This is a genomic window from Variovorax sp. IB41, assembly GCF_016405905.1.
Classification (GTDB): Bacteria; Pseudomonadota; Gammaproteobacteria; order Burkholderiales; family Burkholderiaceae_C; genus Variovorax.
Window position 1 is genome coordinate 174,847 of the sequence record NZ_JAEFCB010000007.1, and the last position, 21,302, is coordinate 196,148.

Annotated in this window: 22 protein-coding genes and 1 tRNA gene; 14 read left to right on the forward strand and 9 right to left on the reverse strand. The window is 67.9% G+C overall.

Annotated features, from left to right (window positions below):
• Position 1: 1 nt before the first annotated feature.
• Entirely contained in the window at positions 2-883 is an 882-nt protein-coding gene (locus tag JC881_RS15445; RefSeq protein ID WP_198786586.1) for an MOSC domain-containing protein, read from the reverse strand.
• 142 nt (positions 884-1,025) lie between these two features.
• On the opposite strand from JC881_RS15445, the gene JC881_RS15450 reads away from it, so the two are divergent.
• The 5 genes from JC881_RS15450 to JC881_RS15470 all read left to right on the forward strand — a co-directional run bounded on the left by JC881_RS15450 (position 1,026) and on the right by JC881_RS15470 (position 6,256).
• Positions 1,026-1,736 (forward strand): hypothetical protein, encoded by a 711-nt coding sequence (locus JC881_RS15450; RefSeq protein ID WP_198786587.1) that lies wholly within the window; start codon positions 1,026-1,028, stop codon positions 1,734-1,736.
• Entirely contained in the window at positions 1,730-2,467 is a 738-nt protein-coding gene (locus JC881_RS15455) for a hypothetical protein (protein ID WP_198786588.1), read from the forward strand. The genes JC881_RS15450 and JC881_RS15455 overlap by 7 nt, the downstream gene beginning before the upstream one ends.
• Before the next feature lie 66 nt (positions 2,468-2,533).
• On the forward strand, positions 2,534-3,661 hold the full coding sequence (locus JC881_RS15460; protein ID WP_198786589.1) for an FAD-dependent monooxygenase: 1,128 nt from the start codon (positions 2,534-2,536) through the stop codon (positions 3,659-3,661).
• 40 nt (positions 3,662-3,701) lie between these two features.
• Positions 3,702-4,424 (forward strand): DsbC family protein, encoded by a 723-nt coding sequence (locus tag JC881_RS15465; RefSeq protein WP_198786590.1) that lies wholly within the window; start codon positions 3,702-3,704, stop codon positions 4,422-4,424.
• Positions 4,424-6,256, forward strand: coding sequence for a M61 family metallopeptidase (locus JC881_RS15470; protein ID WP_198786591.1), 1,833 nt, complete (start codon positions 4,424-4,426; stop codon positions 6,254-6,256). Before JC881_RS15465 ends, JC881_RS15470 begins: the two co-directional genes overlap by 1 nt.
• On the opposite strand, the gene JC881_RS15475 is transcribed toward JC881_RS15470, so the two are convergent.
• Positions 6,253-6,843 carry a DUF2325 domain-containing protein gene (locus JC881_RS15475; RefSeq protein WP_198786592.1) on the reverse strand — a complete coding sequence of 197 codons (591 nt, stop codon included), beginning with the start codon at positions 6,841-6,843 and terminating at the stop codon, positions 6,253-6,255. The genes JC881_RS15470 and JC881_RS15475 overlap by 4 nt on opposite strands.
• A gap of 138 nt (positions 6,844-6,981) precedes the next feature.
• Here JC881_RS15475 and JC881_RS15480 point away from each other — a divergent pair, with 138 nt between their 5' ends.
• On the forward strand, positions 6,982-7,761 hold the full coding sequence (locus JC881_RS15480) for an enoyl-CoA hydratase (protein WP_198786593.1): 780 nt from the start codon (positions 6,982-6,984) through the stop codon (positions 7,759-7,761).
• Positions 7,762-7,782: 21 nt separating this feature from the next.
• Here the strand turns inward: JC881_RS15480 and JC881_RS32595 are convergent, their stop codons facing one another.
• Together JC881_RS32595 and JC881_RS15490 are read right to left on the reverse strand one after the other, a co-directional pair.
• The gene (locus tag JC881_RS32595; protein ID WP_269823176.1) at positions 7,783-9,162 is read right to left on the reverse strand and encodes a hypothetical protein; all 1,380 of its coding nucleotides are present in this window, start codon (positions 9,160-9,162) and stop codon (positions 7,783-7,785) included.
• Positions 9,159-9,824 (reverse strand): sigma-70 family RNA polymerase sigma factor, encoded by a 666-nt coding sequence (locus JC881_RS15490; protein WP_198786594.1) that lies wholly within the window; start codon positions 9,822-9,824, stop codon positions 9,159-9,161. Before JC881_RS15490 ends, JC881_RS32595 begins: the two co-directional genes overlap by 4 nt.
• A 135-nt stretch (positions 9,825-9,959) precedes the next feature.
• On the opposite strand from JC881_RS15490, the gene JC881_RS15495 reads away from it, so the two are divergent.
• A complete protein-coding gene (locus JC881_RS15495; protein ID WP_198786595.1) occupies positions 9,960-11,483 on the forward strand; it encodes a vWA domain-containing protein in 1,524 nt (507 codons plus the stop codon).
• 53 nt (positions 11,484-11,536) lie between these two features.
• A tRNA-Met gene (locus tag JC881_RS15500) sits at positions 11,537-11,613 on the forward strand.
• Positions 11,614-11,713: 100 nt separating this feature from the next.
• Here the strand turns inward: JC881_RS15500 and JC881_RS15505 are convergent.
• From JC881_RS15505 to JC881_RS15520, 4 genes are all read right to left on the reverse strand, one after another.
• Positions 11,714-12,160 (reverse strand): SRPBCC family protein, encoded by a 447-nt coding sequence (locus tag JC881_RS15505; protein ID WP_198786596.1) that lies wholly within the window; start codon positions 12,158-12,160, stop codon positions 11,714-11,716.
• Between the two features lie 430 nt (positions 12,161-12,590).
• Complete coding sequence (locus JC881_RS15510) at positions 12,591-13,139, reverse strand: hypothetical protein (RefSeq protein WP_198786597.1); 549 nt, start codon at positions 13,137-13,139, stop codon at positions 12,591-12,593.
• 38 nt (positions 13,140-13,177) lie between these two features.
• Positions 13,178-13,627: a helix-turn-helix domain-containing protein gene (locus JC881_RS15515; protein WP_198786598.1), complete on the reverse strand. Its 450-nt coding sequence runs from the start codon at positions 13,625-13,627 to the stop codon at positions 13,178-13,180.
• A gap of 130 nt (positions 13,628-13,757) precedes the next feature.
• Complete coding sequence (locus JC881_RS15520; protein WP_332875246.1) at positions 13,758-14,189, reverse strand: GNAT family N-acetyltransferase; 432 nt, start codon at positions 14,187-14,189, stop codon at positions 13,758-13,760.
• Positions 14,190-14,271: 82 nt separating this feature from the next.
• Here JC881_RS15520 and JC881_RS15525 point away from each other — a divergent pair, with 82 nt between their 5' ends.
• The 3 genes from JC881_RS15525 to JC881_RS15535 all read left to right on the forward strand — a co-directional run bounded on the left by JC881_RS15525 (position 14,272) and on the right by JC881_RS15535 (position 15,934).
• Positions 14,272-14,673, forward strand: a complete 402-nt coding sequence (locus JC881_RS15525) for a DUF2946 family protein (RefSeq protein WP_233101808.1) — start codon at positions 14,272-14,274, stop codon at positions 14,671-14,673.
• A 105-nt stretch (positions 14,674-14,778) separates the two neighbouring features.
• Entirely contained in the window at positions 14,779-15,396 is a 618-nt protein-coding gene (locus JC881_RS15530; protein ID WP_198786599.1) for an SCO family protein, read from the forward strand.
• A 49-nt stretch (positions 15,397-15,445) separates the two neighbouring features.
• Positions 15,446-15,934, forward strand: coding sequence for a copper chaperone PCu(A)C (locus JC881_RS15535; RefSeq protein ID WP_198786600.1), 489 nt, complete (start codon positions 15,446-15,448; stop codon positions 15,932-15,934).
• 269 nt (positions 15,935-16,203) lie between these two features.
• Here JC881_RS15535 and JC881_RS15540 read toward each other — a convergent pair whose 3' ends face one another.
• Positions 16,204-17,844 carry a 3-(methylthio)propionyl-CoA ligase gene (locus JC881_RS15540; protein WP_198786601.1) on the reverse strand — a complete coding sequence of 547 codons (1,641 nt, stop codon included), beginning with the start codon at positions 17,842-17,844 and terminating at the stop codon, positions 16,204-16,206.
• Between the two features lie 176 nt (positions 17,845-18,020).
• On the opposite strand from JC881_RS15540, the gene JC881_RS15545 reads away from it, so the two are divergent.
• The 3 genes from JC881_RS15545 (at position 18,021) to JC881_RS15555 (ending at position 21,299) form a co-directional block, all read left to right on the forward strand.
• The gene (locus JC881_RS15545; RefSeq protein ID WP_198786602.1) at positions 18,021-18,692 is read left to right on the forward strand and encodes a nitroreductase; all 672 of its coding nucleotides are present in this window, start codon (positions 18,021-18,023) and stop codon (positions 18,690-18,692) included.
• Positions 18,693-18,794: 102 nt separating this feature from the next.
• Positions 18,795-20,432: a lactonase family protein gene (locus tag JC881_RS15550; RefSeq protein ID WP_198786603.1), complete on the forward strand. Its 1,638-nt coding sequence runs from the start codon at positions 18,795-18,797 to the stop codon at positions 20,430-20,432.
• Positions 20,433-20,504: 72 nt separating this feature from the next.
• The gene (locus tag JC881_RS15555; protein ID WP_198786604.1) at positions 20,505-21,299 is read left to right on the forward strand and encodes a phosphodiesterase; all 795 of its coding nucleotides are present in this window, start codon (positions 20,505-20,507) and stop codon (positions 21,297-21,299) included.
• Positions 21,300-21,302: the final 3 nt, after the last annotated feature.

The window sequence follows — 21,302 nt, forward strand, 5'->3', positions numbered from 1 at the left end:
GCTATTCGAACCGGTAGTTCGCGCCCACGGTCTGCCCGACCTTGAGCATGTATTCGACGCCCTGCACCACGATGCAGTTCATGCCGAAGGTGATGCCCCCATCGACGCGCGCATCCGCGCGGTAGGTGCGCAGCACGTTGCCGACCTCGGGGCTGCTCACGGCGGTGGCCGGGTCGATGTCCGGGATCGGGCAGCGCGTGCAGGGCTTGACCGGCTTGAGCTCGGCCTCGCCTTCGGCCGTGGTGACATGCAGCGCATCGACACGGTCTTCGTCGTGCGACTCGATGCCGGCCAGCACGATGTTGGGCCGGAAGCGCTCGATGCCGACCGCCTCGTGCCCCGCCGCCGCGAGCCGCTCGTTGAGTTCGGCCAGAGACCCTTCGCTCGCCACCAAGAGCGGATAGCCGTCGGCGAACTGGTTCAGCGCCTCGGCGCCGTCGGTCCATTTGAGGCTCGACAGCCGCTTGTGCTCCGGGTCGGAGCGCACCAGCCGCAGGGTCTGCGGCTTGCCGGGCTCGGAGAGGAAATCGCTGAACCACTGGGCGGCGATGTCGCCCATGTCGTAGGCGGCCACCTCGTCTTTCCACACGCGCACGCGCACCGGTTTCTCGACGCGGTCGAAGGCCAGGTGCAGGGCCAGCATGCCGGGGGCGCGCAGCACCACTTCCATGTGCTTCATCTGCGGCCTGATGAGCGCCATGCGCGGGATCTGGCGCTGGGTGACGAACTCGCCGTTGGCATCGACCACCATCCAGGCCCGGTCGAATTCCAGGCCGGTTTCGGTCAGCAGCATCTCATTCAATTCGACGCCGGCACACGATTTGACGGGGTAGACGAACAGGCGCGCGATGGTGGCTTCGAGGTCGAAAACGGGCTGCGACACGGTGGGGCTTTCTTGAAAATCGACCGCGATTGTCCCGCATCGGCACCGCCCGGGGACTTGGCGTTCCGGCGCGAATGGCGTTAAAACCGCGCCTTGCGCCTTTGTGTCCCCGTTGCGTCCATCTCCTGGAGAAAGCATCCGCATGGCAGAAGACCTGAGCGAACAGCAGATTCCGATGACCGGGCAGGTCCTGATGCCCACGGGCCTGGCGGCGCTGGTGCGCATTCCGATTCCCGGCACCAACCTGTGCATCGAGCTGGACCCGCGCGGCTGGGTGCCCAAGGGCGGCTCGACCTCGACGCTGTTCTTCCAGGACATCAAGGGCAAGAAGCACCTGCGGCTGGACTACGGCTTCAACGTCAAGACCAACTCGGTGAACTACCACTGGAACGCCAACAATGCCACAGGGCATTTCGGCTACGGCGACCACCAGCCCGCGGGCGCGGCGGGCAAGTACGTCTACCAGGCGGCCAAGTATTTCAAGTGGGGCGGACGCATCATCGGCATCGTGGGCATGTCGCTGGACGCGGTCTCGGTCGTGCAGTCGGACCGGCCGATGCGCCGCGCCACCGAGGTGGTGTCGGCCTGGGCGCTGGCACGCGTGGGCTGCGTGGCGGTGGGTGAATACGGCGCGGGTGCGGGCGTGGCGGGCGGGCCCTACGGCATCGCGGCGGGCGGCATCGGCGGCTGCCTGATCGGCGGCATCGCGGGCTACTGGGCCGGCGAGAAGATGGCGCAGGCGGCCTTCATCGTCTACGACTGGGCCGACGAGACGGTCTTCACGCCGCTGCTGCGCGCGGCCGAGTTCGAGGTCAACGCCTTCATGAACGAGCTGGGAACGCCGCGATGGTAGGGCGCATCGGGCTGCACACGGTGCGCGCGAGCCTGCCGCCGGCCCTGGAGCTCGGCCAGCTGGGCGTGGGCCAGTCGATGCTGCTGGTGCAGATGGACGATGCGGACGACGAGGCGCTCGACGCGCTGCACCTGGCCATCGCCGAAGCCTTCGTGGCGCTGGGCCGCGTCACCTTCCTGGAAGACGTGGAGCGGCCCACGCTCGGCACGCTGTGGCGCAAGCTCTGGAGCCCGGGGCACCACCGCAGCGAAGGCGCCGAATGGACGCCCGAGGAAGATGGCACGCGGCACCGCCGCATCGTGCTGCGCAGCGCGTTCGGCGCGGCGGGCGCCGTGGGCACGGCGCCGGTGGAGCTGGGACTCACCTCGACCGTGAGGCCCGAGGTGGCGGCGCGCCTGTTCGAATTCTCGGGGTGGTTCCAGGGCGCGCAGCTGGTGCTGCTGTCCAGGGCGGCCGCACCGGGCGTGGACGACCGCTTCATCTGCACGCTGGCAGCGGAGAAGAACTGGTCGGTGCTGGACGCGCTGCCGGCCGAGGACAAGATGACGGCCGCGGCCTTTCCGGGCGTGGACGGCGCGCTGATGGGCGTGATCGCGCTCGGGGACACCGAAGCGCAGGCCATCGCCGACGCGCTCGCCGAACGCTTCACCGCGCACGGCCTGCCCTGGCAGGTGCATGCGCCGGCCGAAACCCTGTCGCGCTACGGCCACGCGCTGGCCCAGGGCGCCTGACGCATCGCCCCCTCACCGGGCGGGGGCGCGGGAACGGGCACACAACGCAACTCCTACAATCGTCCGATGGCCCTCCCCCCAGAAGTTTGCATTCGCGGCGCCGGCATCGTCGGCCGCACGCTGGCCCTGCTGCTCGCACGCGAACGCGTGCGCGTGGCGCTGGTGGTGCCGCCGGCCACGCAGGGCAGGCAGGACATTCGCGCCTACGCGCTCAACACCGCCTCCCGCACCCTCCTCGAATCGCTGCGCGCCTGGCCCGATGCGGCCCACGCCACCCCCGTGCGCGAGATGCTGGTGCATGGCGACGAAGGCGGCCGCGTGCAGTTCAGCGCGGCGCGCCAGAAGGTCGATGCGCTCGCGTGGATCGTCGATGTGCCGGCGCTCGAACAGCAGCTGGCCGATGCGGTGCGCTTCCAGCCCCAGATCGAGATCGTGGCCGAGCCGGTGCCCGCGCCGCTCACCGTGGTGTGCGAAGGCAAGGCCAGTGCCACGCGCGAGGCGCTGGGCGTGAGCTACGAAGTCACGCGCTATCCGCAGCACGCGGTTGCGGCGCGCCTGGAGGCCGAGCAGTCGCACGACGGCATCGCGCGCCAGTGGTTCAACGACAAGGGCGAAGTGCTCGCGCTGCTGCCGCTGGGCGGCACGCACGGCAAGACGGTCGCGCTGGTGTGGTCGGTCGACCAGCTGCGCGCCCCCGCGCTGCTCGCGCAGGGCGACGACGAATTCAACGCCGCGGTGACCGAGGCGAGCCACGGAGCGCTCGGTGCGCTCCGGCTCGCGAGCGAGCGCGCGGCCTGGCCGCTCGCGCGCGCCATCGCCGACCGCTGGACCGGCGCGATGACCGGGCAGGCGAATCGATCATGGGCACTCGCGGGCGATGCGGCCCACACGGTGCATCCGCTCGCGGGCCAGGGCCTGAACCTCGGCCTGGCCGATGCTGCGGCGCTCGCCGAAGTGATCAAGACGCGCGACTACTGGCGCAGCGTGGGCGATGCGCGCCTCCTGCGCCGCTACGAGCGCGCGCGCCGCGCCGACGTGCTGCAGATGAGCCTGGCCACCGACGGCCTGCAGCAACTTTTCTCGCACAACCTGGGGCCATTGCCTGCGTTGCGCAACTGGGGCATGCGCGGTTTCGACCGCACGCGCCTGGTCAAGCACTGGATCACCGCGCAAGCCATGGGCCTGAAGGCCTGAACGCATGCAGCTTCCACATTCGAACCGAACGGATCTCTAGATGACTCTCGCACGCACCCTTCTTCTTGCCGCCTGCACGCTGGGCGCGGCCATGGCCGCCACCGCCGGCGAAGCCGAGATCCGCAAGAACCTGCCCACGCACATTCCGCAGTTCCCGGCCATCGACGAGGTGACGAAGTCGCCGATCGCCGGCCTCTACGAAGTGCGCGTGAACGGCTCGCAGATCTTCTACACCGACGAGCAGGGCAGCTACCTGATCCAGGGCAACCTGATCGACGCGAAGACGCGCCGCAACCTCACCGAGGAGCGCGTGGAGAAGCTGAGCGAAGTGGCCTTCGACAAGCTGCCGCTGCAGGACTCGATCAAGATCGTGCGCGGCAACGGCAAGCGCAAGCTCGCGGTGTTCGAGGACCCGAACTGCGGCTACTGCAAGCGCTTCGAGAAGGACATGAAGACGGTCAACAACGTCACCGTGTACCTGTTCCTCTACCCGGTGCTGGGCGCCGATTCGACCGTCAAGTCGCGCGACATCTGGTGCAGCAAGGACAAGGGCAAGGCCTGGGGCGACTGGATGGAAACCGGCGCCAAGCCCACCACCGCGGCGGGCAGCTGCGACGTGACCGCGTTGCAGCGCAACGTGGAGTTCGGCCGCAAGTACAACATCACCGGCACGCCCACGCTGATCTTCAGCAACGGCACGCGCACGCCGGGCGCCATTCCCGCAGAGCAGGTCGAGAAGCAACTCGCCGCTTCCGCCAGCTGATGGCGACGAAAGCCGTGTCCCGGCGCGCAGCCGGCGCGCCCGCTGCGGGCGTGCGCTACCGCATCGAGTGCGCGGACCTGCACGCGCACCTCTTCGCCGTCACGCTGACCATCGACGCACCCGCCGCGCTGCAGCGCGTGACGCTGCCGGTGTGGATTCCGGGCAGTTATCTCGTGCGCGAATTCGCCAAGAACCTGCAGGGCCTGCGCGCCGTGCAGGGGCGCCGCAAGCCCGTGCTCACGCAGGTCGACAAGTGCAGCTGGCTGGTCGATTGCACGCCGGGCCAGCCGCTGGTGCTGCACTACCAGGTCTGCGCGTACGACAACTCGGTGCGCACCGCGTGGCTCGATGCCGAGCGCGGCTTCTTCAACGGCACGAGCCTGTGCCTGCGCGTCGAGGGGCAGACCGATGCGCCGCACGCGATCGAAATCATCGCCCCCGCATCGACGGCCGAAGGCGCCACCTGGTCATGCGCCACGGCGCTCGTGCCCTCGAAGATCGACAAGCAAGGTTTCGGGAGCTACGAGGCCGGCGGCTACGACGAACTGGCCGACAGCCCCGTCGAAATGGGCGCCTTCTGGAGCGCCGAATTCGACGCCTGCGGCGTGCCGCACCGCTTCGTGATCGCGGGCGCCGCGGCCTCGTTCGATGGCGACCGGCTCATCGCCGACACCAAGGCCATCTGCGAAGCCGAGATCCGCTTCTGGCACGGCGACAAGGCCGGCAAGCGCGGCGGCCCCAAGCTGCCGATCGACCGCTACGTTTTCATGCTCAATGCGGTGGACGACGGCTACGGCGGGCTGGAGCACCGCCACTCCACGGCGCTCATCTGCAACCGCCGCGACCTGCCGCAGCGCGGCGAAAAGAAAAAGCAGCCCGAGGGCTACACCACGCTGATGGGGCTCATCAGCCACGAGTACTTCCACACCTGGAACGTCAAGCGGATGCGGCCGGCGGAGTTCGCCCGCTACGACTACAGCCGCGAGAACTACACGCAGCTCCTGTGGTTCTTCGAAGGCTTCACCAGCTACTACGACGACCTGCTGCTGCGCCGCGCGGGACGCATCGACGATGCGGCCTACCTGCGGCTGCTCAACAAGACCATCAACCAGGTGCAGCAGACGCCGGGGCGGCTCGTGCAGCCTGTCGCCGATGCGAGCTTCGACGCCTGGGTCAAGTACTACCGCCAGGACGAGCAGACGCCCAACAGCACGGTGAGCTACTACACCAAGGGCGCGCTGGTGGCGCTGTGCTTCGACCTCACGCTGCGCCACGAAGGCAAGGGTTCGCTGGACGACGTGATGCGCCACCTGTGGACGCACAGCAGCGGCGGGCCGATCAGCGAAGCGGACATCGCGGCCGCGCTCGAAGCGGTGAGCGGCCGCTCGTATGCGCTGGAACTCGCGCGCTGGGTGCATTCGACCGAGGAGCTGCCGCTCGCGCAGCTGTTGCGCGCGCACGGCGTGGCGACGCTCGAAGACCCGTCGCAGCAGGCGCAGGTGCTCGGCCTGCGCGTGGCCGAAGCCAACGGCAGCGTGCAGGTGAAGGTGGTGTTGCGCGGCGGCGCGGCCGAGAAGGCCGGGTTTTCCGCGAACGACGAGTGGATCGGCATCGAACTGCCCGCCATCGGCAAGAAGAAGTCTGCGCAAGCCTGGCGCATCGCCAAGCTCGACGACCTCACGCTCTACCTGGGCGACACGACGAAGTTCACAGCCATCGTCGCGCGCGACCGCAAGCTGCTGCGGCTGCCGCTCACGCTGCCGACCGGCGTGACGACTTGGCGCCTGTTCACGCACGACGCCGCCAAAGTGACGGGCTGGCTGGCCGGCTAGCCGGCGTTTTCGGTCGCCGCGGGCTGCTGCCGCACGAACAGCATCGGCTGCGGCTCGCCCACCAGCACACAGGGCTTGCCGGTGCGCCGGCAATGGTCCTGCACGCGCCAGTAGGCGCCATGGCTCACGCAGCCCGTCTGGCAGATCACGAGATCGGCGGCGCGCAGGCCCGCTTCGAGCGCGAGGTCGTCGGCGTCGTCGCCGCCGTCGTGGTGCAGGTAGCGCCCACCGGCGATTTCGACCAGCTGGCGTGCGAGCGACGGCGCCTCTTCTTCGCGGCCGACGCACAGCACCGATTTTTCGCGCAGATCGGATGGGGCTTCGGCGGCGGGCGGCCGCTCGTGGCGGCGGCTGGCCGGCGACAGCAGCGCGTGCAGGCGCTTGGGCAGCGTACCGCCGACGGCCGCGCGCGCCGCGAGTTCTTCGCGCACCATCGCGATGGCCGAATCGCGCGCCACCAGCGCGCCGCGCAGGCGCACGACCTGCGCCTCCAGCCGCTCGACCAGTGCGGCCTGCTCGGCCAGCAGGCGCGAGCAGCGCTCCTGCACGCGGGCATAGGCCCGCAGCAACACGGCATGTTCTTGCATCGGGAACTCCATGCGGCCATTCTAGATGAGAGCAATTCTCAATTGGAAGGCCTGGGGTGTCAGCAGGCAAGAAGCCATGCTCGGTATAGTGGCCCGAGCGAATTTTTCCCCTTTTCCCTCACCTTTCCCGGAGACACCATGAGCTACGAAAACATCGAAGTGCGGACCGAAGCAGGCAAGGTCGGCATCATCACCCTCAACCGCCCCAAGGCCCTGAACGCGCTCAACGACGCGCTCATGACCGAGCTGGGCCAGGCGCTCGAGGCCTTCGATGCCGACGAGGCCATCGGCTGCATCATCCTCACGGGCAGCGAGCGCGCCTTCGCGGCCGGCGCCGACATCGCGGCGATGGCCAAGTACAGCTTCATCGACACCTACAAGGGCGACTACATCACCCGCAACTGGGAAACCATTCGCTCGATCCGCAAGCCGGTGATCGGCGCGGTCGCCGGCTTCGCGCTGGGCGGCGGCTGCGAGCTGGCGATGATGTGCGACTTCATCATCGCGGCCGACACCGCCAAGTTCGGCCAGCCCGAGATCAAGATCGGCGTGATCCCCGGCGCCGGCGGCACGCAGCGCCTGCCGCGCGCGGTGGGCAAGAGCAAGGCGATGGACATGGTGCTCACCGCCCGCATGATGGACGCCGCCGAAGCCGAGCGCGCCGGCCTCGTGAGCCGCGTGGTGCCTTACGAAAAGCTCGCCGACGAGGCGCTGGGCGCGGCGCTCGTCATCTGCGGCTTCTCGCAGATCTCGGTGATGGCGGCCAAGGAATCGGTCAACCGCGCCTTCGAGAGCGGCCTGAGCGACGGCGTGATGTTCGAGCGCCGGATGTTCCACGCGCTGTTCGCCACGGTCGACCAGAAGGAAGGCATGGACGCCTTCCTGAACAAGCGCGCGCCTGATTTCAAGAACGCCTGAGGGCGTTGGCCTGACGCGCAGCTAGCGCGTCAGCAGGGCACGCAGCGCTGCGAGCGCCTGCGCCGGCGGCGTGCCGACCGTTGCGGTGCCGCCGGGCTGCGGCGTCCAGCGCACCTGGTCGCCGGCGATCTCGAGGACGGCGATCAACGTGCCGCCCTGATAGAGCGACAGGCGCGCCTCGACCGGCGCGGCCAGTGGCGCATCGGCCGTCGTGGCCGAGCGGGCCACCGTGTTCACCAATGCCGCCAGCCCTTCGATGTCGCCGCGTGCGTGGCGCACATCCGCGCCTGCGCGCGTGATGTCGAAGGACGTCCAGCGGTCCAGCGCGGAGAACGATGGCGCGCCCGCCGGCGACCTTGCGGCCTTGGCGGCGGCGGCACGTGGCGGGGCCGCATCGCGCAGGGCGCCCGAGACGTCGGCATTCGGACTGCCTCCCCGTGCAACGGAGCCGGATACGTTGCCTGACAGTTCCCGTTGCGAGGGCGCCGGTGCCACTGGCGCTGGCGGCGCGGCCGGCGCAGAGGCCACCGCAGGCGGCGTCCTTTCGGGCACGGCGATGGGCGCAGGCGCCACCGATGGCGCGGGCGGAGCGGCATAGGCAGCACGCCTCTCCTGCTCTCTTTCGTCCTGCGCGCTTTCGCTCTTTTGACGCGCGCGTGCGGACGACTCGGCGACGCCCGGCGCCTGCGCCGCGAGTGCCGGTGGAGGTGCTGCCGCCGCAGGTGCAGGTGCGGGCGCCGGTGCAACGATGGCAGGCGGCGGAGAGATAGGCACCACAGCCGATCGCGCTTCAGCCTGGGCTGCAGTCGGGGCTGGCTCGGGAAGCGTCGCCTTCGCCTCCTGTGCAGGCGACGCCTCAACCTGCTTGCGGGCAGTCGCCGGCGCCGGCTTGCGGGCAGCATCCGCCGTGGCGCGACTTGGCGCCTCCCTGACCGCATCGCGCGCGGGCGCTGCGGGTGCTTCTGCCGCAGGCGCCTGCTGCGCTGCGATTGCGGGGCTGGGCGCGGACTCTGCCGCGGGTGGCGTCGGCGCTGCTGCGGGTGCCGGCGCCGGCGCGCTCGCGACCTTCGCCTCGCCATCGAGCCTCGCATCGGGAATCGGCTCGCTGTGCCACAGCACGGTCACGAAGCCGGCCACGAGCACGGTGGCGAAGGCCGCATTCCAGGGCATGCGCGCGCGTGTGCCGCCGCCGCCGAACAGCCGGCGCCACCAAGGCGCGGCGCTCGCGTTGTTGGCGGCAGAGGCCGGTGGCGCGGCGGCCATGTTGTGCGCCATCTTCAGGATCGCATCGCGCGTGCGCGGATCGGGCGCCGCATCGCGATCGGGCGCATGGTCGAGCGCGCGGCGCAGCGCCGCATCGCGCAGATCGCCGTCGTCGGGAAGATCGATGCCATTGCTCATGCGCGTTGCTCCAGCACCGACAGGTAGCGTTCCATACAGCCGCGCAGCTTCTGCAGCCCGTAGCGCAGGCGGCTGCGCACCGTCTCGAAACCGATCTCCAGGCTCGCCGCCAGCGCCTCGACGGTCAGGCCGTCTTCGTGGTGCAGCAGGAATGCGGCGCGCTGCTCGGCCGGCAGTTCGTCCAGGCACGCCAGCAGGCGCCGGCCGGCGGCGCGCCAGAAGGCGAGCTCCTCGGCGGACGGATGGGCGGCGGCATCGACCGCCCCGCGCACGCCGCGATCGAGCGTGGGCACGGCATCGCCGTCGTCGTCCGGGTGCGCATCGAGCGTCACCTCGCGGCCGCTCACGCGCAGGCGGTCCATCGCCAGGTTGTGCGCGATCGTGAAGGCCCACGTGCGCCAGGTGGCGCCCTGCGGCGAGAAGCTCTCGCGCGCCGAGATGATCCGCACCCAGGTGTCCTGGAACACCTCGTCGGCCTGCGCCACGAGCCGCGCACCCAGCAGGCGCTTGACGAAGCGGAACAGCCCGCCCTCGTGGCGCGCATAGAGCACGTCGAACGCGGCGGCGTCACCGTGGGCGTAGGCCAGCATCAACTGATCGTCGGGCATGGCGTCGCGCTCGGTGGCGGCTTTGGCGGAAGGGGCGCGTGGGAGCGCAGACATCGGCGGATTTTCACCTGAGCTTGTACGGGCGGCGGACGGCATCGGGGTTCGCGTCCACAAAAAAAGTCACACGGCTTAACCCCGGGGCCGCGGGCCGGCCGTATCAGCCTGCATTCCACCACCCGGAGTCTTTCCATGGCCCAACCTTTCGCTCCCCGTTTTCGCCGCCCGCTGGTCGTGCTGCTGTGCGCGCAATTCCTGTGGAGCGCCAGCGGCGCGACCGAGATTCCGGCCGTCGGCAGCAACGCGCGCTGGCCCCAGCCGGCCCTGCAGGTCTCGCAGACCGAGCCGAACTTCCAGGCGCCCTCGGCCACGCATTGCGCGCGGCCGGTGCAGACCCACGAGACGCCGGGCGCGCGGAACGCGCAGCTCGAAAGACCCAGGGCCACCACTGCGCCGACGATGGGGCGCCTGGACGCCGCACCGCCCGAGGCACTGCGCAAGGCGGAACCGGCCGCGGCGGCCGAGAAGAAAGCCTACGGTTCGAGCACCCGCGAGCTGAGCGCGGCCGTGCCGCCTGTGGCGGCCTCTGTGCCGGCACCGGTCGCCGCGGCGCCCATGCCTGTATCGCCGGCCCCGCGCGCAAGCATCGCCCAGCCCGCGCAGGCCGGACGCCCGGCCAACGAACCCGTCACCGCCGGCATGGTCGACGACAACGCCGACTTCAGCGAATACCTGAACTTCCGTGGCCGCACCCAGGTGGCCCACCGCGAGCGCGACGTCAGCATGCGCTACCTGCTCCAGGTGCGCGACGCGCGCGGCGCTGCAGTGCCCGATGCCGAGGTGGCCGTGCAGGCGCCCAGCGGCGCCGCCATGTGGGCGCGCACCGATGCGGGCGGGCGCGCCTGGCTGCATCCGCTCGCCTTCGACCGCACGCACAGCCAGATGTACGAGGTCACGGTCCGCAAGAACGGCCGGCAGGGCACCGCCTTCCTGCAGCGCGGCCAGAAGAGCGCGGTCGACGTGGTGATCGACAAGCCCGGCGCCGCGCCCGCACGCGCGCAGTTGGACCTGGTCTTCCTGATCGACGCCACGGGTTCGATGGCCGACGAGATCGCCAAGCTCAAAGGCACGCTGCGCACCATCGCCGACGAGGTGGCGCGGCTGCCGAGCCGCCCCGACACCTGCTTCGGGCTGGTGGCGTACCGCGACGTCACCGACGACTTCGTCGTGCGCCGCCACGATTTCACCGACAACCTCGACGCGTTCCAGGGCGTGCTCGATGGGCTGCAGGCCGCGGGCGGCGGCGACTATCCCGAGGCGATGAACGAGGCGCTGGCCGAAACCGTCCACCAGCTGAGTTGGCGCGGCACGGGCACCACGCGCCTGGTCGTGCTGCTGGCCGACGCGCCGCCGCACCTGGACTACGGCGGCCCGCAGTACGACGACAGCATGGTCGCGGCGCTGGGCAAGGGCATCAAGGTGTTCAGCGTGGGCGCCTCGGGCCTGGACAAGCAGGGCGAATACATCCAGCGCCAGATCGCCCAGTACACGGGCGGGCGCTTCGTTTTCCTGACCTACAAGGAGGGCGCGAACCCCGCGAGCGGACCGGGCGCGGAGACGCGGCACGACGTGGCGAACTACTCGGTCCAGACGCTGGACCGGCTGATCGTGCGGCTGGTGACGGAAGAATTGGGCAAGCTGCCGGCGGGTGGTTGAAAGCGCCCCGCGGACTGGGCTATAATTTTGGGCTCAGCGCAAAACGCTGAAACGGCTCTTTAGCTCAGTCGGTTAGAGCGATGGAATCATAATCCACAGGTCCGCGGTTCGAATCCGTGAAGAGCCACCAACACTGCCGAAGCGGTTCTCCGCTGAAGCCAAAAAGCCCTAGGTAGATCAACTACTTAGGGCTTTTTTCGTCCTGTCGCCAGGCAATCCTGCGGCGCCTGCTACTCGTTGATCTCCGGCTCGACCAGCCTGGCCAGGTTGCGCAGCGACTCCTGCCAGCCCAGATAACAGGCTTCCACCGGAATCACCTCGGGCAGCCCCTCCTGGACGATGCTCAGCTCGGTGCCGACCGACACCTCTTTCAACGTGACGGTCACGTGGATCTTCCCGGGCAGGTTGGGATCGTCGAAAACATCGGTGTAGCGCAGCAGTTGGTTCGGCACGAGCTCGACGTATTCGCCACCGAACGAATGGCTCTTGCCCGTGGTGAAGTTGGTGAACGACATCTTGTACTTGCCGCCCACCCTGGCGTCCATCTCGTGGACCTTGCCCGTGAAGCCATTGGGCGGCAGCCACCGCGCCTTGGCGTCGGCATCGAGAAATGCGCGATAGACCTTTTCGGGCTTGGCGGCGAGGACGCGATGCAATCTGACTGTGTTGGTGCTCATGGTTCTTCCTTTCGAAACCGCGAGCCTACGAACATCCGCAGCGCATCACAAGGACCGAGAAACCGTAGATCCTGCCAACCGCGCGCGGCGCTCGATGCCGGCGCAAAGCCGTCTGTATCTCTTCGTACAGACGCTTACTCCTTTGGCCTACAGGCAATCGCACGCGGAAATGAAGAATCCCATCCCATGCTCGAAATGGAAGACCCCGACTCACACGGCTTGGCAGCCCAGGCGGCCGAGTGGCGACGGCGAGCCCTTCGAGGCGATCGGGATGCACGGGGCATCGCCCATGCGCTCGAAGTGGAGGTGCGACGGCTGCGCGGCGGACCGCCGATCGCGGCCCACGATCTGGACACTCGCCCCTTGGCCGACTGGCCATCCGTGCGGCCTTGGTGGAAGCCCTGGTGAGGCGATTCCCTCAAGTGCTTCATCACTTGAGTTTCTGCCGCCTTCCATTTCTCTCCGCAATCTCGAGATCGATTGACGCCTGCAGGCGCACCTGACGTTCGCGGTCCGCCGAGTCGGTGCGAAGCGATCTCACACGCACACCCTCGCCCGAACGATCTCCGCTATCGGTGATCCGCTCGCCCGATTTTTCACGCCAGATCAACACCGCACTCGCCAGGAAAATAGCGGCGACTGCAAGCTCTGTGAAAACCCCGCTCAAATCGTCTTTGACGAGCGGGGTTAGTTCTTGATCTGCCCCGTCTTGCGGAGGCAGCAGCACCGCAACTTTTTTGCCAATGGCGCGGGGATTGAATTTGCCACCGCCCGACGCTCTAAGTTCGCCCCTTCGGCCATCAGGCTGAACGTACTCGATCCAAACTTCTTGCCCGCCAGCCCGGGTGACGACGCCTTTGACTTCATCGAAGGAAAGAAGGGCGACAACTGCTCGGTATGACGACGAAAGAGCAATCAAGAGTACGACGAAGCCGATGGCCGCAAGAACGCCCGTCAGGGATATTCGCAGTACTTTCATAAGCGCCGTTGAACGCTCGCATGCCCAAAGGCCAAGCCTTACTTTTCTTCCAGCAGTTCGGCCACGTCCTTCTTGCTGAGGCTTCTCACGGCCGCCAGGGACTGCAACTGCGCCGCACGCGGCCGGGCTTTGCCCTGTTCCCAGTGATAGATCGTCTGGCCCGACACGCCAACAAGCTTCCCGTACGACGCAGCTGAAAGACCGAGCTTGCCGCGATGCGTGGCCAGCCGCGTCGCGCTGAATCGCCGCTTCGGCCCCGCCTCGCCCGACTCGTCCGTCTGATCGGCATCGTCGGCAGGCGCTCGCCGTGCGGCGCCTTTGGCGGCGCGTCGCAATTCCTTTTCCAGTGCACTCACCTGCCGGCGCAATGCGGCGATCGAGGCGCGATGTTGGGCGGAGGCCTTCTTGAGGATGTCGATCTCCGCGCGAACTTCTTTCCTGGCAACGCGTGAGATCTCGGCTTTGAGGATGGATGCAATATTGGGCATGCCGGCATTGTGACCACATAGCGGGTCCGCGGCTGTCAGGATTCTTGACCAGAGACGCGGGCGTGGAGCTCCTTGCCCATGGCCAGCGATGAACGCGCGAGCGCCTTGCCCGCCTCAGGCTTCGCCACGTTCAGCGCACGCGCGCGTAGGCATCCGGCACGTACTTCTCCATCAACGTCTGCGGCCGCGACGGCGGCGTGAAGCCGAACTTCGCATAGAGCCCGTGCGCATCGCCGGTCGCCAGCATGAAGCGCCGCAGCCCCTGCAGTTGCGGATGGGCCATGACCGCCGCGACCATGGCCGCGCTGTACCCGTTGCCGCGATGCGCCTTCAGCACGAACACATCGACGAGGTAGGCGAACGTTGCGTAGTCGGAGACGACCCTTGCGAACGCCACCTGCGCATCGCCGAGGAAGCCGCCGAAGTTCAGCGAGTTGTCGATGGACGTGCGCACGGTCTCGATCGGAATCTGCCGCGCCCACGCCGACTCTTCCGACAGGAAGCGATGGATGAGCGGCACGTCCAGGTCCTCGATCGCGGTGGAGATTCGAAGTTGCTGCATGCCGGCGAGCATAAGCAAAGCCCTTTCGTTGGAGAAGTCCTGGCACATGCCCCGTCATGCGTGTCACCGATAATCCGCGCCAATGCCCACGCCCTTCCACGCCGCACCGAACAGGCACGCAGCCCCTGCGGTCTTGCGGCGTCCCGGTGTGCCGCTGATCCGATGGGCGCTGCTGTGGTTCGCGCTGTCGCTCGGCGCGGCCATCGCCTCGCCGATGGTGCATCCGGTGTCGATGGAACTGGTCTGCTCGGCCAGCGGTTCGGTCAAGGCCATCGTGCACACCGACGATGGCGCGCACGAACTGGGCGCCGGTCACCTCGACTGCCCGCTGTGCGCGCTCGGCGGCGCACCGCCCGCAACGCCGGGCGTGTCATTGCCATCGGTCGCACCCGCGGTCCACGCGGCCACGCCGTTCGCGCGTGCGCACATCGCCGCCATCACCGCAGCGCCGCCGCCCGCGCGCGGGCCTCCCTCGCTCTCCTGAATCGCTTCCGGTTTCCGCGCATGTGATGCCGCCTTGTTGACGGCACCGCATCGCGCGTTCCCGCCATTCATGCGATCGCGATCACGATCGCCAGAGAGAGCTTTCATGCACACGACACGACCCAAAGAATTTTCACGACGGCACCTGCTCGTCGCCGGCGGCGGCCTCGCCGCGCTGTCGCTCGCCGCTTGCGACAAGGTGCTGCCCGCGCGCTTCAACGGCATCGACATCACCGGCGCCAACTACGCGCAGGATTTCCGTCTCACCGACCCCGACGGCCGCGAGCGCACCGTGGCCGATTTCAAGGGCAAGGCCGTGATGCTGTTCTTCGGCTTCACGCAGTGCCCCGACGTCTGCCCCACCGCGCTGCTGCGCGCCGCCGAGATCCGCCACATGCTCGGCGCCGACGGCGAGCGGCTGCAGGTGATCTTCGTCACCGTCGATCCGGAGCGCGACACGCCCATCGTGCTCAAGGCCTACACGAACGCATTCGATGCGAGCTTCATCGGGCTCTACGGCGACCTGCAACGAACCAGCGAAACGGCCAAGGCCTTCAAGGCCTACTACAAGAAAGTGCCCACGGGCGCTTCGTACACGATGGACCATTCGGCCTTCAGCTACGTGTACGACCCGCAAGGAAAAGTGCGGCTGGTGCTGCGCCACGAACAGAGCGCGCAGGAATGCACCGAAGACCTGCGCACGATTCTCAAGACGACCGCCTGAGCACCCGCTCCGTCCGATCCGATCCATTCAATCCAAGGAGATTTCCCTCATGACGAACATGACCCCCATCGCACGCATCCTCGCCCTCTCCGCCGCTTCGTTCCTCGTGGCCACCGCGCATGCGCAGGTCACCGTGAAGGAGGCGTGGGTGCGCGCCACCGTGCCGCAGCAGCAGGCCACCGGCGCGTTCATGCAGATCAGCGCCGCGAAGGACACCCGGCTCATCTCGGCCAGCTCGCCCGTCACGCCGGTCGTCGAGGTGCACGAGATGGCGATGCAGGACGGCGTGATGCGCATGCGCCAGGTGCCTTCGGTCGCATTGCCCGCGGGCAAGACGGTCGAGCTCAAGCCCGGCGGCTATCACGTGATGCTGCTCGATCTCAAGCAGCAGGTGAAGGAAGGCGACACGGTGCCGCTCACGCTGGTGTTCGAAGGACAGGACGGCAAGCGCGAGACGCTGGAGGTGAAGGCGCCGGTGCGCGCGCTCAACGCCGCGGCCAAGCCTGCCGGCGCTGCGCACGGCGAGCACAAGCACTGAGCGACTGCGCGAGAGATCGATCGCCGATCGCTGCACACGAGCGGCCGGCGATGTTACCCAAGAGCGCCGCGTGTCACACGGGAAATCTGCTGGGGATTTCCCCTTACGCCGGCTGTGAACGCACCAGTTTGCGTCGCACGTTTTCCCCGCCGGCCGAAGGGCTGCTCATTCAACAGGCAACGTGGTGGGAAGCCCCGTCATTGCTCGCTTTGAAGCCCGCCCTCCTCCGGCAACCCACAGAGTTGTCCACAGAAAAATCGAACAAGTCATCAAACTGACTTCGCCGCGACATATCCCTTGAACATTTCCCGCAGCTTGGTTTTCAGCAGCTTGCCGGTGGCTGTATGCGGCAGGCTGTCGACGAAAGCCACGTCGTCGGGCAGCCACCACTTCACCACGCGCGTCGAAAGAAAAGTGAGCAGTTCCTCGCCCGTGACCTCCATGCCCGCGCGCTTGACCACGATGAGCAGTGGCCGCTCCTGCCACTTCGGATGCGCGATGCCGATCACCGCGGCCTCGGCCACGGCCGGGTGCGCGCTCGCGGCGTTCTCCAGGTCGATGGACGAGATCCACTCGCCGCCCGACTTGATGACGTCCTTCGCGCGGTCGACCAGCTGCACGTAGCCGTCTTCGTCGATGGTGGCAACGTCGCCCGTCGGGAAGAAGCCTTCGGCGTCGAGCACGCTGCCGCCCTCGCCCTTGAAGTAACCGCTCGCGATCCACGGACCGCGCACGTGCAGGTGACCGAAGGCCTTGCCGTCGTGCGCGAGGCGCTGGCCGTCTTCGCCGACGATCTTGATCTCCACGCCCCACACACCGCGGCCCTGCTTCATCTTCACCGTGGTCTGCTCTTGCTTCGATAGCGCGCGGTGCTTGGGCAGCAGGTTGCCGATCACGCCGATGGGGCTGGTCTCGGTCATGCCCCAGCCCTGCACGAAGTCGGCGTCGAAGTCGCGCTCGAAGCGCTCGATCATGGCGCGCGGCGTGGCCGCGCCGCCCACGCCGATGCGCTTCAAGCCAATGGCGTGCGTGTCGATTTCGGGATGCGCATCGAAATACTGGAACAGCATGAGCCAGATGGTCGGCACGGCCTGCGAGAAGCCGACCTTCTCGTCGCGCATCAGCTCGTACAGGCTCTGCGGGTCCATGTGCGGGCCGGGCATCACCAGCTTCATGCCGGTCATGGCGGCCGCATACGGCATGCCCCATGCATTGGCATGGAACATCGGCACCGCGAGCAGCAGCGTCATCTGCGAGTTGACGCCGAAGGTGTCGGGCGCGCACTCCATCAGCGAATGCAGCACGGTGGAGCGGTGCGAATACAAGACGCCCTTCGGGTTGCCCGTGGTGCCCGAGGTGTAGCAGAGCGACGAGGCCGTGCGCTCGTCGAACGAGGGCCAGGCGTAGTGCTCGCTCTGCGCGCCGACGAGCTCGTCGTAGCACAGCAGGTTGGGCACATCGATGGCGGGCATGTGCGCACGGTCGGTCATCGCGATGAAGGCGCGCACGGTCTTCAGGTGCGGCGCGAGCTTCTCGACCAACTGCGCGAAGGTGGTGTCGAAGAACAGCACCTTGTCTTCCGCGTGGTTCACGATGTAGTCGATCTGCTCCGGAAAGAGCCGCGGGTTCACCGTGTGCAGCACAGCGCCCGAACCCGAGACGCCGTAGTACAGCGCGAGGTGGCGGTGCGTGTTCCATGCGAGCGTGCCGACGCGGTCGCCGGGCGCCACGCCCAGCACGTTCATCGCGTTGGCCACCTGCTTGGCGCGGCGCTGCACCTCGCCGTAGGTGGTGCGATGAACAGGTCCCTCCACCGTGCGCCCCACGATCTCGGCACGCGGGTGGAAGGTGGCCGCGTGGTCGATCAGCGAAGAGATCAACAGCGGGCGGTCTTGCATCAATCCGAACATGTTCTTGTCTCCTGTGCGCCAACGGGAATCTCATGCAGCGGCCGGCTGCATCGTAGGCAGGGCCTCGCGCGCGCCACATCGTCGGAACGGACGATTGAGCACCTGAGGGTTGCCCCTAGCATCGGTGTCATCCAGGACGATGTCGTCCCGCCTTTCTTCCGAGTGAAAGCCAAAGCATGAACGTGTACGAAGCCGTTGCGAGCCGCCGATCGGTGCGCGAATTTTTGAGCGACCCCGTGGCGCCCGATGTCATCCGCCGCGTGCTGCAGCAAGCATTGCGCGCGCCCTCGGGCGGCAACCTGCAGCCCTGGCACCTGCACGTGGTGGGCGGCGAACGGCTCGATGAACTCAAGGCGCTCATGCGCACCCGCGTGCACGAAGCGCCGACCGGCGAAGGCACCGAATACGACATCTACCCGCGCGAGCTCGTCGCGCCTTATCGCGACCGCCGCTTCGCGGTCGGCGAGGCGATGTATGCGCGCCTGGGAATTCCGCGTGAGGACAAGGCCGCGCGGCGCGCATGGTTCGCGCGCAACTACCAGTTCTTCGGCGCGCCGCTCGCGCTGTTCTGCACGGTGGACCGCCGCATGGGTCCGCCGCAGTGGTCGGACCTGGGCATGGTGCTGCAGAACGTGATGCTGCTGCTGCGCGCCGAGGGCCTGGACAGCTGCCCGCAGGAGTGCTGGGCGATGTACCCGCAGACCATCGGGCGCTTCATCGAACTGCCGCCCGAACGGATGCTGTTCACGGGCATGGCCATCGGGTACGCGGACCGCAGCAAGGCGATCGATGCGCTGGTGACCGAGCGCGCGCCGCTGGATGAAGTGGCGCAGTTCATCGGCATCTGACGAGCGCGCGGAAAGTACGCCGATCGGCGGGCGTGCAAATGGAACGATGTGCCGCTAACATCGCTCCCGCCCGTTTGTTGCAGGAGGTAAAAAATGCCCGCGATGCCGCTCGTTTCCCGTCTTCGTCTTGCCCTGTTCGTCCTGGTGCCGCTGGCGCTCGCTTCGTGCGGCGGCGGTGGAGGCGGTGGCGGCTTTTCCTTCTTTCCCTTTCCGCCACCGTCGACCGCGGCGAAGTACGCGGTGGGCGGCAACGTCAGCGGCCTGCAGGGCAGCGGCCTCGTGCTGCAACTCGCTGGCGCCACCGACCTGGCCGTGACCGCCAACGGCGCCTTCGTCTTCAGCGAGAAACTCGACAAGGGCGCGAGCTACGCGGTGAGCGTCAAGCAGCAGCCCTCGACGCCCTCGCAGACCTGCACCGTGAACAACGCGTCCGGCACCATCGGGAATGCCGACGTCGCCAACGTGGCGGTGGTCTGCGCCACCACGAGCCAGAAGGTGAGCGTAGCCGTCACGGGCCTGGACGCAGCCGGCGGGCTGGTGCTGCAGAACAATGCAGGCGACGACCTTGCCGTGAGCGCCGACGGCACCTTCAGCTTTGCGACGCCGGTGGCAGTCGGCGCCGACTACGGCGTGACGGTGAAGACGCAGCCCACCGCGCTGCAGGTGTGCATCGCGAAGCAGGCATTCGGCACGGTGACCACGGCGCCCATCGCCTCGGTGACGATCGCCTGCACGACGCCGGGCGCCGATCGCTTTGCCTTCACCGCCAACGAGGGCACGAGCGATGTTTCGATGTACATCGTCAATTCCGATGGCAGCCTGACGGATGCCGGCCGCTTCCCCGTGGGCGGGACGCCTCAGCATGTGACCACGCACCCTTCGAAGCCGTACATCTACGCCAGCAACATCTCGGGCGCCACCAGGGGCGTCATCCAGTACACCATCGACACCACCACCGTTCCCACGGGCACGCTGACACAGCAGCGCGCCATCACCGCCGGTGTCGGAACGAACCCGTACTTCGTCGGAATCGCGCCCAACGGCCAGCATGCCTACGTGATCGGGGATGGGATGCTGCACACCCTCGACGTCGATCCCAACACAGGCGAACTCACCGGCGGCACGGCCGTTGCCGGTGGCGTCAGCCGCAAGATCGGCCTGGACCCCCAAGGCCGCTTCGCGTTCGTGGTGGTCAACGGCAACTCCCTGGCCGCGTTCCGCCTGGACCCGGCCACAGGCGCGCCGATCTCTCCGCCCGCGTCGGTCGCGCTGCCCGGCAGCAGCGGACTCACCGACATCGCGATCGAGCCCACCGGCCGCTTCGCCTATGCCAACGTCGGCAACAACCCCGGCACGCTGCTCGCGTACGCGATCGACGCGACCACGGGCGCGCTGACCCAGATCGGCTCGGTCCCCGCCGGCAACACGCCCTTCGGCATGGCCATCGATCCGAGCGGCCGCTTCCTGTATGCGGCGAACAGAAACTCCAACAACGTCTCGGCGTACAGCATCGACCCGCGCACCGGCGCGCTCACGCCGGTGCCAGGCCAACCTTTCGCGGCGGGCAACGTGCCCAACTCCGTGACCGTGGACCGCACGGGCCGCTTCGCCTACACGGCCAACCAAGCCGACAACACGATCACCTTCTTCACGATCGATAGGGCGACCGGCTCGCTCGGTACGGGCGTCAGAATCGTGTCCTCGGGCGGCGGGCCGCAATTCCTCGCGCTCACGAAATAAAAAGGCGCCCACAACCGGCACGGGGAACGGATCGTGCTTGACGGAGAGGACCATTCAGGCGCCTCCCCCGTCATGCTCATCGCACAGATCTCCGACCCCCATGTCCGCCCCGCCGGCCAGCTGTACCAGGGCGTGGTCGATTCGAACCGGATGTTCGAAGCGGCCATCGCCCACCTGCACTCGCTCGACCGACAGCCCGACCTGGTGCTGCTGACCGGCGACCTCGTCGATGAAGGCCGGCCCGAGGAGTACGCGCAGGTGCGCCGCCTGCTCGCGCACCTGGCGCTGCCGTACCTCGTCATCCCCGGCAACCACGACCATCGCGAGAACTTCCGCGCCGCCTTCGCGGACCATGCCTATCTGCCCACCACGGGCGCGCTGCACTACTGCATCGACACGCACCCGGTGCGCATCGTTGCGCTCGACGCTTGCGTTCCCGGGCTGCATCACGGACACGCCGACGCCGAGGGCCTCGCGTGGCTGCAGCGCACGCTCGATGCCGACCGCAAAAAGCCGACGCTGCTGATGCTGCATCACCCGCCCTTCTCGAGCGGCATTCCGTACATGGACAGCTACCGGTACATCGACGCCGCGCCGCTCGAAGCCATCGTGCGAAGCGCCGGCAACATCGAGCTCGTGCTCTGCGGGCACGTGCACCGCACGATGTTCAAGCGCTGGGCGGGCACGGTCGTCTGTTCGTGCCCGAGCAGCACGACCGAGATCGCGCTGCGGCTGGCGCCCGACGCGGCGCCCGCGTCTTACGTGGGACGGCCGGGTTGCATGCTGCACCTGTGGGACGAGGCAGAGGGCATGGTGAGCCATGTGAGCCACATCGAAAAGATGGACGGGCCCTACCCGTTTGCGTGACAC

What these genes read in the sequence shown, in the direction of transcription:
- JC881_RS15450 (WP_198786587.1), top strand. Translation starts at nt 1,026, where the DNA reads ATGGCAGAAGACCTGAGCGAACAGCAGATTCCGATGACCGGGCAGGTC.
- JC881_RS15455 (WP_198786588.1), top strand. Translation starts at nt 1,730, where the DNA reads ATGGTAGGGCGCATCGGGCTGCACACGGTGCGCGCGAGCCTGCCGCCG.
- JC881_RS15460 (WP_198786589.1), top strand. Translation starts at nt 2,534, where the DNA reads ATGGCCCTCCCCCCAGAAGTTTGCATTCGCGGCGCCGGCATCGTCGGC.
- JC881_RS15465 (WP_198786590.1), top strand. Translation starts at nt 3,702, where the DNA reads ATGACTCTCGCACGCACCCTTCTTCTTGCCGCCTGCACGCTGGGCGCG.
- JC881_RS15470 (WP_198786591.1), top strand. Translation starts at nt 4,424, where the DNA reads ATGGCGACGAAAGCCGTGTCCCGGCGCGCAGCCGGCGCGCCCGCTGCG.
- JC881_RS15475 (WP_198786592.1), bottom strand. Translation starts at nt 6,843, where the DNA reads ATGCAAGAACATGCCGTGTTGCTGCGGGCCTATGCCCGCGTGCAGGAG.
- JC881_RS15480 (WP_198786593.1), top strand. Translation starts at nt 6,982, where the DNA reads ATGAGCTACGAAAACATCGAAGTGCGGACCGAAGCAGGCAAGGTCGGC.
- JC881_RS32595 (WP_269823176.1), bottom strand. Translation starts at nt 9,162, where the DNA reads ATGAGCAATGGCATCGATCTTCCCGACGACGGCGATCTGCGCGATGCG.
- JC881_RS15490 (WP_198786594.1), bottom strand. Translation starts at nt 9,824, where the DNA reads ATGTCTGCGCTCCCACGCGCCCCTTCCGCCAAAGCCGCCACCGAGCGC.
- JC881_RS15495 (WP_198786595.1), top strand. Translation starts at nt 9,960, where the DNA reads ATGGCCCAACCTTTCGCTCCCCGTTTTCGCCGCCCGCTGGTCGTGCTG.
- JC881_RS15505 (WP_198786596.1), bottom strand. Translation starts at nt 12,160, where the DNA reads ATGAGCACCAACACAGTCAGATTGCATCGCGTCCTCGCCGCCAAGCCC.
- JC881_RS15510 (WP_198786597.1), bottom strand. Translation starts at nt 13,139, where the DNA reads ATGAAAGTACTGCGAATATCCCTGACGGGCGTTCTTGCGGCCATCGGC.
- JC881_RS15515 (WP_198786598.1), bottom strand. Translation starts at nt 13,627, where the DNA reads ATGCCCAATATTGCATCCATCCTCAAAGCCGAGATCTCACGCGTTGCC.
- JC881_RS15520 (WP_332875246.1), bottom strand. Translation starts at nt 14,189, where the DNA reads ATGCAGCAACTTCGAATCTCCACCGCGATCGAGGACCTGGACGTGCCG.
- JC881_RS15525 (WP_233101808.1), top strand. Translation starts at nt 14,272, where the DNA reads ATGCCCACGCCCTTCCACGCCGCACCGAACAGGCACGCAGCCCCTGCG.
- JC881_RS15530 (WP_198786599.1), top strand. Translation starts at nt 14,779, where the DNA reads ATGCACACGACACGACCCAAAGAATTTTCACGACGGCACCTGCTCGTC.
- JC881_RS15535 (WP_198786600.1), top strand. Translation starts at nt 15,446, where the DNA reads ATGACGAACATGACCCCCATCGCACGCATCCTCGCCCTCTCCGCCGCT.
- JC881_RS15540 (WP_198786601.1), bottom strand. Translation starts at nt 17,844, where the DNA reads ATGTTCGGATTGATGCAAGACCGCCCGCTGTTGATCTCTTCGCTGATC.
- JC881_RS15545 (WP_198786602.1), top strand. Translation starts at nt 18,021, where the DNA reads ATGAACGTGTACGAAGCCGTTGCGAGCCGCCGATCGGTGCGCGAATTT.
- JC881_RS15550 (WP_198786603.1), top strand. Translation starts at nt 18,795, where the DNA reads ATGCCGCTCGTTTCCCGTCTTCGTCTTGCCCTGTTCGTCCTGGTGCCG.
- JC881_RS15555 (WP_198786604.1), top strand. Translation starts at nt 20,505, where the DNA reads ATGCTCATCGCACAGATCTCCGACCCCCATGTCCGCCCCGCCGGCCAG.